At 73.9% G+C, this 15,577-nt stretch carries 17 protein-coding genes; 8 read left to right on the top strand and 9 right to left on the bottom strand.

The window, feature by feature from the left end:
- Positions 1–70: 70 nt before the first annotated feature.
- Together ACUP6Y_RS23150 and ACUP6Y_RS23145 are read left to right on the top strand one after the other, a co-directional pair.
- Positions 71–193 carry a hypothetical protein gene (locus ACUP6Y_RS23150; protein ID WP_462553338.1) on the top strand — a complete coding sequence of 41 codons (123 nt, stop codon included), beginning with the start codon at positions 71–73 and terminating at the stop codon, positions 191–193.
- The gene (locus tag ACUP6Y_RS23145) at positions 190–660 is read left to right on the top strand and encodes a MarR family winged helix-turn-helix transcriptional regulator (RefSeq protein WP_462553337.1); all 471 of its coding nucleotides are present in this window, start codon (positions 190–192) and stop codon (positions 658–660) included. The genes ACUP6Y_RS23150 and ACUP6Y_RS23145 overlap by 4 nt, the downstream gene beginning before the upstream one ends.
- A 101-nt stretch (positions 661–761) precedes the next feature.
- Here the strand turns inward: ACUP6Y_RS23145 and ACUP6Y_RS23140 are convergent, their stop codons facing one another.
- Complete coding sequence (locus tag ACUP6Y_RS23140) at positions 762–1,451, bottom strand: pirin family protein (protein ID WP_462553336.1); 690 nt, start codon at positions 1,449–1,451, stop codon at positions 762–764.
- Positions 1,452–1,488: 37 nt separating this feature from the next.
- Here ACUP6Y_RS23140 and ACUP6Y_RS23135 point away from each other — a divergent pair, with 37 nt between their 5' ends.
- A complete protein-coding gene (locus tag ACUP6Y_RS23135) occupies positions 1,489–2,853 on the top strand; it encodes a GH1 family beta-glucosidase (protein ID WP_462553335.1) in 1,365 nt (454 codons plus the stop codon).
- A 6-nt stretch (positions 2,854–2,859) separates the two neighbouring features.
- Here the strand turns inward: ACUP6Y_RS23135 and ACUP6Y_RS23130 are convergent, their stop codons facing one another.
- From ACUP6Y_RS23130 to ACUP6Y_RS23115, 4 genes are read right to left on the bottom strand one after another with little or no spacing between them, the layout of a single operon-like run.
- Positions 2,860–4,017 carry an ABC transporter permease gene (locus tag ACUP6Y_RS23130; protein WP_462553334.1) on the bottom strand — a complete coding sequence of 386 codons (1,158 nt, stop codon included), beginning with the start codon at positions 4,015–4,017 and terminating at the stop codon, positions 2,860–2,862.
- Positions 4,014–4,649 carry an ABC transporter ATP-binding protein gene (locus ACUP6Y_RS23125; protein ID WP_462553333.1) on the bottom strand — a complete coding sequence of 212 codons (636 nt, stop codon included), beginning with the start codon at positions 4,647–4,649 and terminating at the stop codon, positions 4,014–4,016. Before ACUP6Y_RS23125 ends, ACUP6Y_RS23130 begins: the two co-directional genes overlap by 4 nt.
- A 20-nt stretch (positions 4,650–4,669) precedes the next feature.
- Positions 4,670–5,728 (bottom strand): peptidoglycan-binding protein, encoded by a 1,059-nt coding sequence (locus ACUP6Y_RS23120; protein WP_462553332.1) that lies wholly within the window; start codon positions 5,726–5,728, stop codon positions 4,670–4,672.
- 14 nt (positions 5,729–5,742) lie between these two features.
- The gene (locus tag ACUP6Y_RS23115; protein WP_462553331.1) at positions 5,743–6,384 is read right to left on the bottom strand and encodes a hypothetical protein; all 642 of its coding nucleotides are present in this window, start codon (positions 6,382–6,384) and stop codon (positions 5,743–5,745) included.
- Between the two features lie 79 nt (positions 6,385–6,463).
- On the opposite strand from ACUP6Y_RS23115, the gene ACUP6Y_RS23110 reads away from it, so the two are divergent.
- Both ACUP6Y_RS23110 and ACUP6Y_RS23105 read left to right on the top strand, forming a co-directional pair.
- Positions 6,464–7,141: a response regulator transcription factor gene (locus ACUP6Y_RS23110; protein ID WP_462553330.1), complete on the top strand. Its 678-nt coding sequence runs from the start codon at positions 6,464–6,466 to the stop codon at positions 7,139–7,141.
- A gap of 7 nt (positions 7,142–7,148) precedes the next feature.
- Positions 7,149–8,801 carry a sensor histidine kinase gene (locus ACUP6Y_RS23105; protein WP_462553329.1) on the top strand — a complete coding sequence of 551 codons (1,653 nt, stop codon included), beginning with the start codon at positions 7,149–7,151 and terminating at the stop codon, positions 8,799–8,801.
- Here ACUP6Y_RS23105 and ACUP6Y_RS23100 read toward each other — a convergent pair whose 3' ends face one another.
- On the bottom strand, positions 8,802–10,322 hold the full coding sequence (locus ACUP6Y_RS23100; protein WP_462553328.1) for a hypothetical protein: 1,521 nt from the start codon (positions 10,320–10,322) through the stop codon (positions 8,802–8,804).
- Between the two features lie 57 nt (positions 10,323–10,379).
- Here ACUP6Y_RS23100 and ACUP6Y_RS23095 point away from each other — a divergent pair, with 57 nt between their 5' ends.
- The gene (locus tag ACUP6Y_RS23095; RefSeq protein WP_462553327.1) at positions 10,380–11,345 is read left to right on the top strand and encodes an NADPH:quinone oxidoreductase family protein; all 966 of its coding nucleotides are present in this window, start codon (positions 10,380–10,382) and stop codon (positions 11,343–11,345) included.
- On the opposite strand, the gene ACUP6Y_RS23090 is transcribed toward ACUP6Y_RS23095, so the two are convergent.
- Positions 11,346–11,876 carry a CAP domain-containing protein gene (locus ACUP6Y_RS23090; RefSeq protein ID WP_462553325.1) on the bottom strand — a complete coding sequence of 177 codons (531 nt, stop codon included), beginning with the start codon at positions 11,874–11,876 and terminating at the stop codon, positions 11,346–11,348.
- Between the two features lie 24 nt (positions 11,877–11,900).
- Complete coding sequence (locus ACUP6Y_RS23085; RefSeq protein WP_462553324.1) at positions 11,901–12,434, bottom strand: CAP domain-containing protein; 534 nt, start codon at positions 12,432–12,434, stop codon at positions 11,901–11,903.
- A gap of 105 nt (positions 12,435–12,539) precedes the next feature.
- On the opposite strand from ACUP6Y_RS23085, the gene ACUP6Y_RS23080 reads away from it, so the two are divergent.
- A complete protein-coding gene (locus tag ACUP6Y_RS23080; RefSeq protein ID WP_462553323.1) occupies positions 12,540–14,498 on the top strand; it encodes a M13 family metallopeptidase in 1,959 nt (652 codons plus the stop codon).
- 5 nt (positions 14,499–14,503) lie between these two features.
- The gene (locus tag ACUP6Y_RS23075; RefSeq protein ID WP_462553321.1) at positions 14,504–14,809 is read left to right on the top strand and encodes a DUF2470 domain-containing protein; all 306 of its coding nucleotides are present in this window, start codon (positions 14,504–14,506) and stop codon (positions 14,807–14,809) included.
- 127 nt (positions 14,810–14,936) lie between these two features.
- On the opposite strand, the gene ACUP6Y_RS23070 is transcribed toward ACUP6Y_RS23075, so the two are convergent.
- Positions 14,937–15,533 carry a DUF3558 domain-containing protein gene (locus ACUP6Y_RS23070; RefSeq protein WP_462553320.1) on the bottom strand — a complete coding sequence of 199 codons (597 nt, stop codon included), beginning with the start codon at positions 15,531–15,533 and terminating at the stop codon, positions 14,937–14,939.
- Positions 15,534–15,577: the final 44 nt, after the last annotated feature.

Here is a 15,577-nt window from a genome sequence, read left to right as displayed (position 1 = left end):
CGCTGGGAATACCTGTGCTCCCGGTCGCCTTGTGCCTCCATCATTTCAAGTTTGAAATAATGGAGCGACCATGACGACCTGCCCCACCTGCGCCCGCCGGGCGTCCGTCCCGACGGTGCCGTACGCCGCGCCCGTGCCCACCACTGCGCCGGCCGTCGTCCGTACCCTCGACCTCGGTGGGCTCTCGGCGTGAGCGAGGAGACCCGCTGGCTGGACGAGGCGGAGATGGCGGCCTGGCTGCCGCTGGTCCGCCTGGTCCAGGAGCTCCCGCAGGCGATCGACCGGCGGCTGCGGGAGGAGGCCGGGATCACGCACACCTACTACGCGATGCTCGCCAACCTGTCCGCGGCGCCGGACCGGGCACTGACCATGGGCGAGCTGGCCCGGCTCACGGCGACCAGCCCCTCGCGGCTGACCCACGCGGTCGCCACACTCGAGGAGCGCGGTTGGGTCACCAAGAGGCACTGCCCCAACGACCGCCGCAGCCAGTTCGCGGTGCTCACCGACGAGGGCCAGGCGCTGCTCGAGCGGATCGCCCCCGGCCACCTCGAGCAGGTCCGGACGCTGGTCTTCGACCGGCTCACTCCGGCGCAGGTGCGCGCCCTCGCCGAGGTCGCCACCGCACTCGTCGACCCGGCCGAGGCGCTCGGCGCGGCGTGAGGCGTCGTACTTCTTGGCTGCTTCTTGCGCTTCTTGACCGTTGCAATGGGCGAGGGGCGCGGGAATCGCCGCTGAGGAGGTGATCCCTGCAGGGCCGGGCGTCAGGCGAAGGTCCAGACCAGGATCTCGGTCGGCACTCCCGCCGTCAGCTCGTACGACGGCCCGTCGCTCACGCACAGTGCGTCACCCGCGGCGAGGGGCTCGGCCAGCGAGGACCGCAGCAGCGCACCCGTCGTGAGGAAGGCGTGCAGCCGGGCCGCGGCGGGCAGGGCCACGGTCTCGCCGGCGTCGAGGCGGACCACGTCGAGCGCCGCGCCGGCGACGTCGACGGTGAGCGGTCCGCCGGCGCCGACGACCCGCACCAGCCCGGTCCCACCGGCCGGGGACACCGTCGCCCGCGCGTAGGCAGGCGCCCGGTCGGGAGCGTCGGGCCGCAGCCACACCTGCACGAACCGGACCGGTCCGTCGGGCCCGGCGATCTCGGCGTGCCGGACCCCCGCGCCGGCCGACAGCACCCCGCAGTCACCCGCGTGGAGCACCTCCTCGGCGCCGGTGCCGTCACGGTGGACGAGGGAGCCGGCGACCACCCAGGTGACGATCTCGAGCTCCTCGTGAGGGTGCTCCTCGAAGCCGGTGTCGCGGCCCACCACGTGGTCGTCGTGGCACACCATCGGACCGAAGGACAGGCGCTCGGGGTCGAGGTGCGGGCCGAAGGAGAATCCGTGGTGGCTCAGCCGGCCGGGCTCTCGTTCGACGAACCGGGTGGTTCCCCTGCGGATCTCGACGCTCACGTGTCAGATTGTGCCGGTGTCATGGGAGGCTGGTCCGATGGGGGACAGGGTGGGGGATCTGGCGAGCCGTCTTCCGGCCGACTTCAGGTTCGGCACCAGCACGGCGTCGTACCAGATCGAGGGTGCCGTCGACGAGGACGGACGCGGGCCGTCGATCTGGGACACCTTCACGGCCGAGCCCGGGCGGATCGTCGACGGGTCGAGCGGCGCGGTCGCCTGCGACCACTACCACCGCTGGCCCGAGGACGTGGAGCTCATGCGCCGGCTGGGCGCGCCCGGCTACCGGTTCTCCATCGCCTGGCCGCGGATCCAGCCGACCGGCTCCGGCGCGGTCAACCAGGCGGGTCTCGACTTCTACGACCGCCTCGTCGACGGACTGCTCGAGGCCGGCATCGAGCCGATGGCGACGCTCTACCACTGGGACCTCCCGCAGGCCCTCGAGGACGACGGCGGCTGGCTGAACCGCGCGACCGTCGACCGCTTCGCCGACTACGCCGCGATCGTCGCCGACCGCCTCGCAGACCGGGTCACCGACTGGGTGCCGGTCAACGAGCCCAATGTCGTGACCTTGATGGGGTACGCCGTCGCGATGCATGCTCCGGGCAAGGCGCTGATGTTCGACGCGCTCCCCGCCGGCCACCACCTGCTCGTCGCCCACGGCCGCGCCGCGATCGCGCTGCGAGCCGCCGGCGCGACCAGCGTCGGCTGCGCCAACAACCACGCCCCGATCTGGCCGGCCAGCGACGACCCCGCCGACGTCGGCGCCGCCAAGCTCTTCGACATGCTGTGGAATGCCCACTACCTGGAGGGCATGCTCCTCGGTCGCTATGCCGACGAGCTGATGATGCTGCTCGAGCCCCACGTCCGCGACGGCGACTTCGCGACGATGCGCCAGCCGCTCGACTTCTACGGCGTCAACTACTACAACCCGATGCGGATCGCGGCCGCCGGCGAGACCGCGGAGCTGCCGTTCGAGTTCCGCGAGGTGCTCGGGTACCCGATGACCGACTTCGGCTGGCCGGTGGTGCCGGATGCGCTGCGCGAGTGGCTGATCACCTTCCGCGCGCGGTTCCGGGCCGCCGTACCCCCGATCGTGATCACCGAGTCCGGCTGCGCCTACGGCGTCGGGCCCGACGCGTCCGGCGTGGTCGACGACCACCAGCGGGTCGACTACCACGCCCTGCACCTCACCGCCGTCGCCGAGGCGATCGAGCGGGGCGTGGACGTGCGCGGCTACTACGCCTGGTCGCTCATCGACAACTTCGAGTGGGCCGAGGGCTACACCCAGCGCTTCGGGCTGGTCCATGTCGACTACGAGTCCCAGCGGCGCACGCCCAAGCGGTCCTTCGACTGGTACGCCGACCTGGTCGCCGAGCACGCCCGCCGCTCCGGCGGGGCCTGAGCCGGGTCAGCTCGCCAGGGCGTCGGTCGGGGAGAGTCGGGCGGCGCGCACCGCGGGGTAGAGGCCGGCGAGTGCTCCGATGAGCACGGCCCCCGCCAGTCCGCCGGCGACCGCCGGCAGCGGCACGACCAGGGGCCAGCCCCGGGCCGCGGCGAAGCCGACCGCGCCGACCACGCCCGTGGCGAGGCCGGCCGCGCCGCCGAGCACGGACAGGAGCACGGCCTCGGCGAGGAACTGGCGCCGTACGTCCCTGCGGCGGGCGCCCAGCGCACGGCGCAGCCCGATCTCTCGCCGGCGCTCCAGGACACCGACGATCATCGTGTTCGCGACGCCGATGCCGCCGACGGCGAGGGCGACGCCGGCCAGACCGAGGAACAGCGCCGAGAAGGTGCCCTGGGTGGCCCGCTTCGCGGCCAGCGCGTCGCTCGGCCTACTCACGCTCACCAGCCCCGGCAGCTCCGGGCTCAGGGTGGCCGGCAGCACGTCGCGCACCGGCTCGACCTGGCTCTCGGCCGTGCGCAGGTAGACCACGCTCGGGTGGCCGTCGAAGCCGAGCTCGCGCGCGGCGTCCCAGCCGACCAGCACCGACTGCTCCAGCTCGGGCGTCAACGGCATCGGCGCGAGGATGCCGACCACGGTGAGCCAGGCGTCGCCGACGGCGATCCGCACCGGCCGGGTGGGGTCGAGCCGGGTGATGCCGAGCCAGTGCGCCGCCTGGGCGCCGAGGACCGCGGTCGGCAGCCGCGGGGTGGTCAGGAACGAGCCGTCGGCGAGCCTGCCGTGGATCGTCTCGAGCAGGTCGCCGGTGGCGGCCAGGGTGACGATGCCGGCGGTGTCGTTGGGGTCGGCGAAGGGGGTACGCCGCACGCGGGCGTCGAGGCTCGCGACCGCGCTGGCCGCCTCGACGGGCCCGATCCGCCGTACCATCGCGGCCGCCTGCTCGGAGAGCGCCGGTGCGTCGTCGCTGACCGCGGAGGGCTGGGCCACCAGGATGTCGGTGCCGAGGGCGCTCAGGCGGCGGTCCAGGTCGGCCTGCCCGCTGGCCGGGATGCCGGTGACCAGGACCAGGGTCGCGATGCCCAGGGCGATGCCGATGCCGCTCATGGCGGCGCGGCCCGGGCGCCCGCGCACGCCTCGCCAGGCCTCGACGAATGAGTCCGTCACGGCGTGATCCTTCCGTCGCGGATCTCGATCCGCCGGGTGAACGTGCTCGCTACTGCCGGATCGTGGGTGATCAGGGCGATGGTGGTGCCCTGGGCGTGCAGCTCGCGGAACAGGGCGAGGACCTGCCGTCCGGTCGCCTGGTCCAGGGCGCCGGTGGGCTCGTCGGCGAGCACCAGCGCCGGCCGGTTGACCAGGGCGCGGGCGATCCCGACCCGTTGCCGCTCGCCGCCGGAGAGCTGGTGGGGGAGGTGGCCGCGCCGGTGCGCCAGGCCGACCCGGTCGAGGGCCTCCGCGGCCCTCGGCCCGCGCTCCCGGCGCGGCACGCCGGCGTACAGCAGGCCGACGGCGACGTTCTCGACCGCGGTGAGCCGGTCGGTGAGGTGCGCGTGCTGGAACACGAAGCCCAGCCACCGCGACCTGAGCCGCGACAGCGCGTCGTCGTCGAGCGCGGTGGCGTCCTCGCCCGCGATCCGGACAGTCCCGCCGGTGGGGCGGTCGAGGGTGCCCATCAGGTGCAGCAGGGTCGACTTGCCGGAGCCCGAGGGCCCGACGATGGCCAGGTCCTCGCCCTCGCCGATGGTCAGGTCGACGTCGCGAAGGGCGACCACGCCGCCGGCGTACTCCTTGCTCACGCCGCTCAGCTCGAGGACGTTCACTGCGCGACGACCACCGCGGCGCCGGCCTCGATGCCGCTCACCTCGGCCTCGCCGTCGGCGACCATCCCGACCTCGACGGGCACCAGGGCGCCGTCGGGCCGTTCGACCGCGTAGCCGCCGCCGGCGAGGGCGAGCAGCGCGGTCACCGGGACGTACCGCACGTCGTGGTGGGCCGCGGTGACGAGCACGGCGGTGACCGGACCCGACGCCGCGCCCGCGAGGGATCCGCCCTTCCGGGGCCGGACGACGACCGGGACACTCGCCGGCCTGCCGTCGTCGGACGTCGTGGGCGCTCCGATGTGCTGCACCTCGGTTCGGACCACCGTGCCGTCGCCCAGTCTCACCCGGACCCGTCGGCCGGGGGAGACGTCCTGGGCGCTCGCCTCGGGCAGGTCGAGCGTCAGCACCCTCTCGGTCGTCGTGACCGTCAGGACGGGACCGGCGGCCGGGTCGCCGAGGTGCGTGGTGAGGCTGTCGACGCGGACCGGCCCGCCGCTGACCAGGACGGTGCCGGGACCCAGCGTCCCGGTGGGCTCCTCGTCCCGCGACGACTGCCAGGCCCGCACCGCGGAGACCAGGCTCCCGGCGTACGTCGCGCCCCGGGTGGCGCCGTGGTAGAAGCCGAGGGCCGCGAGGTTGCGGGCGACGAGGTCGACGTCGTTGCCGCGTTGGTACGGGAGTGGTGGTGGGGGCGGGTCGTCGTCGGCCGGCGGCTCGGGCGGCGTCGGCACGGAGAGCTCGCGGTAGAGCGGCAGCTCGCCGTAGAACAGGGTGACCGGTGCGTCGTCGACGCGGTAGACCTGCCGGCCGCGGACCACGGTGACGCCGGCGCTGGGCAGCCAGGTGACGATGCCGTCCCCGGCGCCGCTCACCGTCGTCGGGGTGCCGTAGCCGAGCGTGCCGGTGAGCTGGATGCTCTGGCGCAAGGTGCCCTCCTGGACGGCGACCGTGGGCCGCTCGCGGGCGTGCTCGGCCGCCGGTGCGGCGTCGCGGCCGGCGAGCAGCCACCAGCCGGTGCCGCCGCCGAGCGTCACGAGGACGACGGCGACCGTCACGAGACGGCTCCTCCTCACTGGCCGAACGCCTCGATCAGGCAGTCGTCCTCGAGCTGGGCGCTGTCGTCGGGGACCGGATGCCCCTCGGCGTAGGTCCAGTCGAGGTTGTCGTGGTTGAGCAGCTCGACGTGGAGACCGCCCGCCCTGAGGCAGGCGACGTAGTCCAGCGACTGCTGGTGGAAGTCCGGGTTGGTCGCCGCCTCGAGCTCCGGCGGCATGACCGGAAGCTTGGACAGGCAGGCGGCGCTCGCCTCCGCGGGGACGGGCTCGAGCACCAGCGGGCCGACCGGGTTGCCGTTGCCGTCCTCGCCGGGGGCGACGGCCATCGCGGCGCCCTCCCGGCCGGTGTTCTCCGTGGCGCCGTTGTCGAGCAGGCACTGGTTGTAGGCGACCTGGAGGGCGGTACGCCGTTGCGGGCTGTCGTCGATGCGGAACTGTGGGCGGCCCGCGGTCGGTCCGGAGTCGTCGGTGCCGGCGCCGGCGACCTCGCCCTCCGGCGTGTCGGCCGAGCCGGACGGGCCGGCCGAGCCCGATGGGCCCGACGGGCCCGACGGGATGCGGGCGACGCCGGGCTCGTCGTCCCCTGACCCGCAGCCGGCCAGGAGGAGTCCGATCAGCGCGGCGAGGAGCGGGATGAGCAGTCGTCGGGGCGTCATGGCGCCGACCTTGCCGAGGGAGTGTTAGGGACCTGTCAGCGTCGTGTTGCGTGGTCGTCAGGCTCACTATCCTCGAGTGGTGTCCAGGATCGTGGTCGCCGAGGACGACCCCAAGCAGGCGGAGCTGATCCGTCGCTATGCCGTCGCCGAGGGGCACGAGGTCACCGTGGTCGGCGACGGGCGGGCCGCCATCGACGAGGTACGTCGGCGCACCCCCGACCTGCTGGTGCTCGACGTGATGATGCCGAGGGTCGACGGCATGGACGTGTGCCGGATCCTGCGCGGCTCGCCGGGCTCGGAGGAGGTGCCGATCCTGATGCTGACCGCGCGCAGGGGCGAGGACGACCTGCTGCTGGGCCTCGACCTGGGGGCCGACGACTACCTCACCAAGCCCTACTCGCCGCGCGAGCTGATGGCCCGCGCCCGCTCGCTGCTCCGGCGTTCCCGGCTCACCTCCGCCGCCTCGCCGCAGCCGATCACCGTCGGCGCGCTGACGGTGGCACCGGCCACGCACTCGGTGACCTTCCACGGCCGTGACGTCGAGGTGACGCCCGGGGAGTTCGCCCTGCTGGCCGCGCTCAGCTCCGAGCCGGGCCGCGTCTTCACCCGCGACCAGCTGCTCCGGGCGGTGCATGGCCTGGACGGGTACGTCTCGCGACGCAGCGTCGACGTTCACGTCGTCCAGCTCCGCAAGAAGCTCGACATCTCGTTGATCCGCACGGTGTACGGCGTCGGCTACTCCCTGGTCGCGACGTGACGACGCGGTGAGGGTCCCGTGGCACCGGTCGCTGTTCGTGCGGCTGTTCCTGCTCGGCGCGGTGATCGCGCTGGTGGCGGTCGTCGCGGCCACCTGGGCGACCGTGCGCTCGACGACGGTCGCCGTCCAGGCCGAGCAGCGGCAGTCGCTGCACGCCGACGCCACGACCTACGACGCCCTGGTCGGCTACGCGGCCACCCACACCTCCTGGTCCTCGGCGGCTCCCCTGGTCGACCGGCTGGCCGCGGCGAGCGGCTCCTCGGTGACGGTGACCGACGAGACCGGACGGGTCCTGGTCTCCTCGACCGAGACCACGGCGCCCCGGGCGCCGGCCGCCGCGCGGGCTGAGGTCGACCCGCTCGACGTCGACGTGGCCCTGCTCTCCTCGGCGTCGGCGAGCGTCCCTCCGACCGCCCAGGAGCCGGCCGTGGTCCCGTGCGAGCAGGAGGCCGGTCGCTCCGGGTGTCGACGCTTCGTCGTGCAGGCGAGGACCGCGATCGACCCACGCGCCCTGGGACCGTACGCGCCGCCGTACGACCGCGGCGCCTGGTCCCGGCTGCAGCAGCGGGTGGACCGCTGCCTGGCCCGCGGCGGCCGCGAGCCGGTGCTCGCGCTGGGGGAGGACTTCTCCGCGATCGTCGGCGAGCCGGACGGCCACGACCGGGTCGCCCGCTGTGTCGACAGGTCGCGGCGGGCCCTGCTCGCGTCGTACGTCGCGCCTCCCGCGCTGCTCTTCGTGGGGGCCGAGCCCGCGCCGCCCTCGGTGTTCTGGGACCTCTCGGGCGACTCGCAGCTGCGCATCGCGCTGTTGGCGGGCGCGGTGCTGCTGATCACGCTGGTCCTGTCGGCCCTGCTCGCGGCCTATGTCGTGCAGCCCCTGCGGGCGCTGGCCCTGGCGGCGGGTCGGGCCGGCTCCGGCGACCTGGCCGCGCGGGCGCCGGCGCGACGCAGCGACGAGGTCGGCGAGCTCGCGCGGGCCTTCAACGACATGGCTGCCCGGCGTGAGCAGCTCGAGACGGCGCGCCGCCGGCTGGTCTCCGACGTCTCCCACGAGCTGCGCACCCCGCTCGCCAACGTGCGGGGCTGGGTCGAGGCGGCGCAGGACGGCCTCGCCCCGCTGGACGCGCAGCTGCTGTCATCGGTGCACGAGGAGGCGCTGCACCTCGAGCGGCTCGTGGACGACCTGCACGAGCTGGCTCTCGGCGACGCCGGCGAGCTCCGGCTCGCGCCCACGCCGCTCGTGGTCGTGGACCTGCTGACCCAGGTCGCGGAGTCGTTCGCGTCGCCCCTCCTCACCGTCTCCTGTGCTCCGGACGTGGTCATCGAGGCCGATCCGGTCCGGCTGCGCCAAGCCCTGGTCAACCTCGTCGCCAACGCGTTGCGCCACACCCCGCCGACCGGCTCCGTCGTCCTCTCCGCGACAGCGCGGAGCATCACCGTCGCCGACACCGGTGAGGGCATCCCCGAGGACGAGCTGCCGTTCGTCTTCGACCGCTTCCACCGCGTCGACCGCTCGCGCACCCGGGCCACCGGCGGCACCGGTCTCGGTCTGGCCATCGTGCGTCAGATCGTGGAGGCGCACGGCGGCACGGCCGCCATCTCCTCGGTGCTGGGGGCGGGGACGACGCTCACGCTGACGTTCCCCGCCACCGACGGCTGATCACCCGCCCGGGCCCGCAACGCTCGGCGCACCCCACAAGGAGCGGCGCAGCTCGCTCGCCCGGGCCGCGGCGGCCGCGCTGCGCGCGGCATGGTCGCGCACCGTGCCGGCCTGCCGCTCGATCTCCCGGCCTGCCGTCGCGAGCGTGGCGGCGCGGTTCCGGTCGAGCTCGCGCCGCTTGACGACGGCCGCGAGGGCGACTCCGGCACCGATGCACGCGACGAGCACACCGAGCAGCACGAAGCCGCCGGCGACGAACCCGAGCAGGCAGCAGAGCGCGCCGAGGCCGAGCACGCCGAGTCCGATCGGCAGCGTCCTGCGGTCCAGCGGGTGACGCTGGTCGAAGCCCGCCGTCACCCGTTGCCGCCAGTCGGCGGGACCGCCGTCGCCGCGGACGGTGAGCACCTCGCCGGCCGCGTCGACGGTCCGCGTGTCCGGGGCCGGTACGGCGGCCTGCTGGGCGAGCTCGTCGGCGATCCCGTGCAGCACCGGGGTGAGCGCGTGCCGAGCCACGGCGTACCGACCGCTGGTCACCGGCGCGGCCAGGTCGCCCAGCAGCAGGCTCAGCACGTCTCCCGCGGCCGCGTTCCAGGTCGGGGCGTCGGCCGCCAGCCGCTCGTCGAGGAAGCCCATGTCGGCGCGGGCGACGGCCATCCGGTCGAGGATGTCGGCCTCGCCCGGCGAGCCCTCCTCGACCAGTGAGCGTAGGCACTCGGCCAGCGGGTCCTCCGGGACGGCCGGGTCGGCGCCGGCCGGGTCGCCGGCGGTGTCGACGCCCGCGGTCAGTACCCGGCGCAGCACCTCGAGCTGGGCGGTGGACCGCTCGGCGGCGAGCGCGTCCCGGCCGAGCACCGCCTGCCCCTCGAGCCAGGCGGCCACCTCGTCGGGCCCGGCGCCACCGGTCGCGGCGACCTGGGCCGTGAGCGCGGCCCGCAGCGCCTCGACCAGCGGCGCGGGGAGCCGGTCGTCGGCGGCGGCGAGCCAGACCTGGCGCTGGGCATGGGTGACGGTGACGGCGGAGGGCAGCACGCCGTCCGTGCGCTCCGCGACCCAGTGCGGGTCGCGGGTGAGGGCTGCGATCAGGGTGAGGAACAGCGCCGTGCGGCCCGCGTCGCGCCGGGTCGCCTCGGCCAGCAGGGCTGCGGCACCGGCCTCGCCGCGAGCGGTCGCGGCGACACCTCGGGCGGCGGCCGCCAGCCAGTAGCCCGGAACGTCGGTGGGCTCGACCGAGTCCCGCAGCGCGGCGCCTCCGGTGGCGACCACGGTCGACACCACCTCGCGGGCGTAGCGGCGACAGGCCGCCGCGTCGGCGTACTGCCCCAGCTCGGAGCGGATGTCCTCGTGCTCGACGAGCGCGACGAAGGCCCGGGTGAGGCGCTCGAACTGGGCCTGGGTGTTGCCCTGCTGCGAACGCATCTGCTCGGCGAGCCGGTTGCGGGCCCGACGCTCGGCGTCGAGCTGGGCCTCGGCCTCCTCGATCCGCCTGTCCTGGCGCCGGTCGGTCCAGTAGTTGTCACTCACCTTGGTCTGCCTGCCCGGCCGTCCGCGCCCGGAAACCCGCCGCGTACCCTCCGAGCCATGCGCGCAGTCCAGGTCGTCACCACCACCGGTCCCGCCGACGTCGTCGTCCAGGAGGTGGCGGACCCCACGCCCGGACCCGACGACGTCCTGGTCGAGGTCCACAGCGTCGGCGCGTCCTTCCCCGACCTGCTGCTGAGCCGCGGCCAGTACCAGCTGCGCCCCGAGCCGCCGTTCACCCTCGGTGTCGACTACGCCGGCGTCGTGGTGTCCGGTCCCGGCTTCGAGCCCGGCCAGCGGGTCGCCGGCGTCGGTGGGTACGGCGGCGCGGGCGAGCTGGTCGCCGGACCGCGCTGGTCGACCTTCGCGCTGCCCGACGGGATCAGCTTCGACGAGGGTGCCGCGCTGCCGATGAACTACCTGACCGCGCTGTTCGCCCTCGACGAGCGGGCCGGTCTGCGGGCCGGCGAGACCGTGCTGGTCCACGGTGCGGCCGGCGGCGTCGGCACCGCCACCATCCAGGTGGCGAAGGGACTCGGCGCGCGCACGATCGCGGTCACCAGCACCGAGGACAAGGCGGCGTTCGCGCGGGCCGCGGGCGCCGACGAGACGGTGCTGTTCGACGGCTTCAAGGACTCCGTCCTCGAGCTGACCGGCGGCACGGGCGTCGACGTCGTGCTCGACGTCGTCGGCGGCGACGCGTTCACCGACTCGCTGCGGGCCCTCGCGCCGCAGGGCCGGCTGCTCGTCGTCGGGTTCGCCGCCGGTGCCGGCATCCCCGAGGTCAAGGTCAACCGGCTGCTGCTCAACAACATCGACGTCCGCGGCGTCGGCTGGGGCGCCTACGCCTTCGCCCGGCCCGAGTACCTCCAGCAGCAGTGGGCCCAGCTGGTGCCGATGATCGAGTCCGGCGCGGTCAAGCCGCCGATCGGCCAGGTGTACCCGATGGCGGAGTTCGGCCGCGCGCTGAGCGACATGGACGAGCGCGCCGCGCTCGGCAAGCTGGTCGTGCGCCTGCGCGACTGATCAGGCTGGGCGGGCGAAGGCCTGGGTCCACCACACCACGGTGCCCTGGCGGACCACCCCGACGCCGGTGTGCCGGAAGCGGCAGTCGAGGATGTTCTGCCGGTGGCCGGCGCTGGTCATCCAGGCCCGGACCACGGCACGCGGGGTCCGCGGACCGGAGGCGATGTTCTCGCCCAGGGCACGCCACCGGTAGCCGGTGGCGCTGACCCGCGCGGCGAGGTCCGGCTCGCCGGGCAGCTGATGGGCGAGAGTGCCCGCCGATCCCATGCGGGCGGAGTGCGTCCTGGCGACCCCGCGCAGCTTCTTCCTCTGGACCAGGGGCCGGCAGCCGGCCCTGACCCGGCGCTTGTTGACGATGCTCAGCGCCGCCCGCTCGAGGTCGGCCGTGGTCGCCGGCGCCGCAGCAGGTTGCCGGTCCGCAGCAGGTTGCCGGTCCGCGGCCGGGTCCGCGGCGGTGGCCGGTGGGCCGAGAGCCGTCAGCGGGACCAGCAGTGTCAGCGGGAGGAGGATGGCGACGGGGAGACGGGCCATGTGGCCATCTTGGCAGGATCGGGCTCAGCGGGTCCCGAAGTCCTGGGTCCACCACAGCTGGTCCCGGTCGAGCACCACGCCGACCCCGATGTCCCGCAGCCGGCAGTTGAGGATGTTGTGCCGGTGGCTCGGGCTGTTCATCCACGCCGTCATCACCGCCTCGGGCGAGCTGAACCCGCGCGCGATGTTCTCGGCCACCAGCCGCCAGCCGCGGTAGCCGGCCCGCGTGATCCGGGTCGAGAACTTCGCCTCGCCCGGCAGCTGGTGCGACATCACGCCCGCCCGCGCCATCGCGACGGTGTGCCGGCGGGCCGCCTTGCGCAAAGTCTTGGCGCGCTTCAGCGCCCGGCAGCCGTGGCTGGTGCGCTGCTCGTTGACCAGCTCGACCACCCGGTTCTCCATCGCCCGCTGGACCAGCTTGCGGGTCGGTACGACGTCCGGCGCGACCGGACGCAGCAGCGCGACGGTCGTCGTACCGGCACCGGCGTCGGCCGGGGTCGGCGCCAGCAGGCCCAGGCCGAGCACGACGCACGGCAGCAGGGCGAGCAGCCGAGTCATGAGGGTCTGATCGGCATCCGGCCCCGGGTCCTGAGCCCGCGCCGCGAAATCGGGACGTTGGTCCCTGCGCGGCGGTCCTGCCACCGACTGCGTAGGCTCGACGCCGTGAGCATCCTCGACGACGCCCGTCCGGGCATGGACCTCGACATCCGTCCGCAGGACGACCTCTTCGGCCACGTCAACGGCACCTGGCTGACCGAGTCGGAGATCCCCTCCGACCGCTCCAGCTGGGGCCCCTTCGTCCAGCTCGCCGACCAGGCGGAGGAGGACGTGAAGGCGATCATCACCGAGCTCGCGGCCCACCCCTCGGGTGACGAGGACGCGCGCAAGATCGCGGACCTGTTCAACTCCTTCATGGACACCGACCGGGTCGAGGCCGCGGGCCTGGCGCCGGCCCGGCCGCTGGTCGACGCGGTCGCCGGGCTGCGCGACGTACGTGACCTCGCCGCCTTCCTCGGCGAGTTCGAGCGGATCGGCGGCTACGGCCTGTTCGGCTCGTACGTCGACACCGACAGCCGCCGGTCCGACCGCTACCTGTTCCACCTCGTGCAGGGCGGGCTCGGGCTGCCCGACGAGTCGTACTACCGCGACGACAAGTTCGCCGAGATCCGCACCGCCTACGTCGCCTACCTGGCCCGCCTGCTCACCCTCGGCGGCCACGCCGACCCCGACGGCGCCGCGCAGCGGATCCTCGACCTCGACACCGCGCTCGCCCGGGGCCACTGGGAGCGCGCCGAGACACGCGACGTGCAGAAGACCTACAACCTGATGACCGCCGACGAGCTCAAGGCGCTGTGCCCGGCGTTCGACTGGGACGCCTACATCACCAACCTCGGCGGGGCGCTCGACGGGACGCACGCGACCATCGCGGAGGTCGTGGTCAAGCAGCCGTCGTACCTCGAGCACCTCTCGGGCGTCCTCGAGAGCACGCCCATCGAGACCTGGCGCGACTGGTTCCACTCCCGGGTGCTGCGCTCGGCGGCGCCGTACCTCACCGATGCCTTCGTCGAGACCAACTTCGACTTCTACGGCCGCACCCTCTCCGGAACCCCCGAGCTGCGGGCCCGCTGGAAGCGCGCGGTCTCCTTCGTCGAGGGCGCGATGGGCGAGGCCGTCGGCAAGGAGTACGTCACGCGGCACTTCCCGCCCGCCAGCAAGGCGATGATGGACGACCTGGTCGCCAACCTGCTGGCCGCCTACCGGCAGTCGATCAGCAAGCTCGACTGGATGACCGAGGAGACCAAGGAGCGGGCCTACGACAAGCTCGCCACCTTCCGGCCCAAGATCGGCTACCCGGAGCGCTTCCGCGACTACTCCGCCCTGGTCGTCGTACCTGACGACCTGGTGGCCAACGCCCAGGCTGCCGCCGGCTTCGAGACCGACCGCCAGCTCGCCAAGATCGGCTCGCCCGTCGACCGCGACGAGTGGTTCATGCTCCCGCAGACCGTCAACGCGTACTACAACCCCGGCACCAACGAGATCTGCTTCCCGGCCGGCATCCTGCAGAAGCCGTTCTTCAGCCCCGACGCTCTCGAGGCCGAGAACTACGGCGGCATCGGCGCGGTCATCGGGCACGAGATCGGCCACGGCTTCGACGACCAGGGCGCGCAGTACGACGGCGACGGCAACCTCAACGACTGGTGGACCGCCGACGACAAGGCCGCCTTCGAGGTGAAGTCGAAGGCCCTGATCGCCCAGTACGACGGCTTCTCGCCGCGCAACCTGCCCGGCGAGCACGTCAACGGCGCGCTCACCGTCGGCGAGAACATCGGCGACCTCGGTGGGCTCACCATCGCCCACACCGCCTTCCAGATCGCCATGCAGTCGGGGGGCGGCGCCGCCTCGCTCGAGGACCGCACCCGGCTGTTCCTCAACTGGGCCTACGTGTGGCGCACCAAGCGGCGCCTCGAGCAGGAGCAGCAGTACCTCACCATCGACCCGCACAGCCCGCCGGAGTTCCGCGCCAACATCGTGCGCAACCTCGACGAGTTCCACGAGGTCTTCGGCACCGCTCCCGGCGACGGGCTGTGGCTGGACCCCGCGGACCGGGTCCGGATCTGGTGACCCGCGTGTCGCACGCCTTCGAGCCCGCCGTCGTCGACGCGGTGCTGGCGCACATGAACGGCGACCACCTCGACGACAACCTGCTCATCGTGCGAGCCCACGGTGTCGTCGAGGCGACCGCCGCCTCGATGAGCGACGTCGACGGCGAGGCCGGGACCTGGACCGTGATCGGTCCGGAGGGCCCGCTCGGTGAGCGGCGGATCCGGTGGCCGAGCGGCCCGATCACCGAGCGGGCCGAGATCCGGCGCGAGGTGGTCGCGCTCTACGACGCGGCGTGCGCGACGCTCGGTGAGACGCCGCGCCCGCACTGACGCCTTCGCTCGTCGGCTCAGGCGATGATGAAGACGAACGGCTGCGTGGTGGGGCTGATGCTCGTGCCGTCGCGGACCCGGAGGCAGGCGACGCCGGTCACCGTCCAGACGGCGGCGGGGTGCGCGCTCAGCCGGCGGTCTCGGTCATGAGGCGCAGCAGCCTCTCGCCGATGGCGGTGAGCTCGTCCTCCGACAGCCCGACGCCCTGGACCAGGTTGAGCGTGTAGATCGCCTGGCCCACCAGCACCCCGCCCGCCACCTGCAGGTTGTCGCCCCCGGCCACGGGACCGATGTCGACGTACGCCGCGTCGCCGATGCCGTCGAAGTCATGGCGCGCGGGGTCGTCCATCGCGGCCCTCGAGCCGGACTGGTAGGCCTCGTAGCCGCCGTTCGCCTGCACGTCGAGCGCCCCTAGCGACCCGCTGAGCGCGCGGGGGTCCTCCTGGTCGAACTCGCAGTCGTCGAACGGCCCGGTACTCGTGGTCACCGCGGCCCCCACGGCGGCGGTGAGCTGGTCGGCCGTGACGAGGTCGCAGAACGCCGGCAGGCCGGCGTCGCCGTCCTCGGCGTCGGTGCCGTCGGTCTCCGGCGGGTCCGTGGGAGTCGTGGCGGCCGAGCCGGGCGCGTCGCTCCCGCTCGTGGCGTCGCCGCCGGTGTCGTCGTTGCAGCCGGCCAGCAGCACCATGACGAGTGCCACCCCACCGATGATCCCGGTCCGCCGCATTGCCGGCTCCTCTCCGTTGCTCGCGGCGCCTGACTCTTCCGGAC

It is taken from the genome of Nocardioides sp. S5-5 (assembly GCF_054954065.1).
The sequence above is the reverse complement of the archived record's forward strand: the minus strand, read 5'-3'. Positions and strand labels throughout refer to the sequence as shown.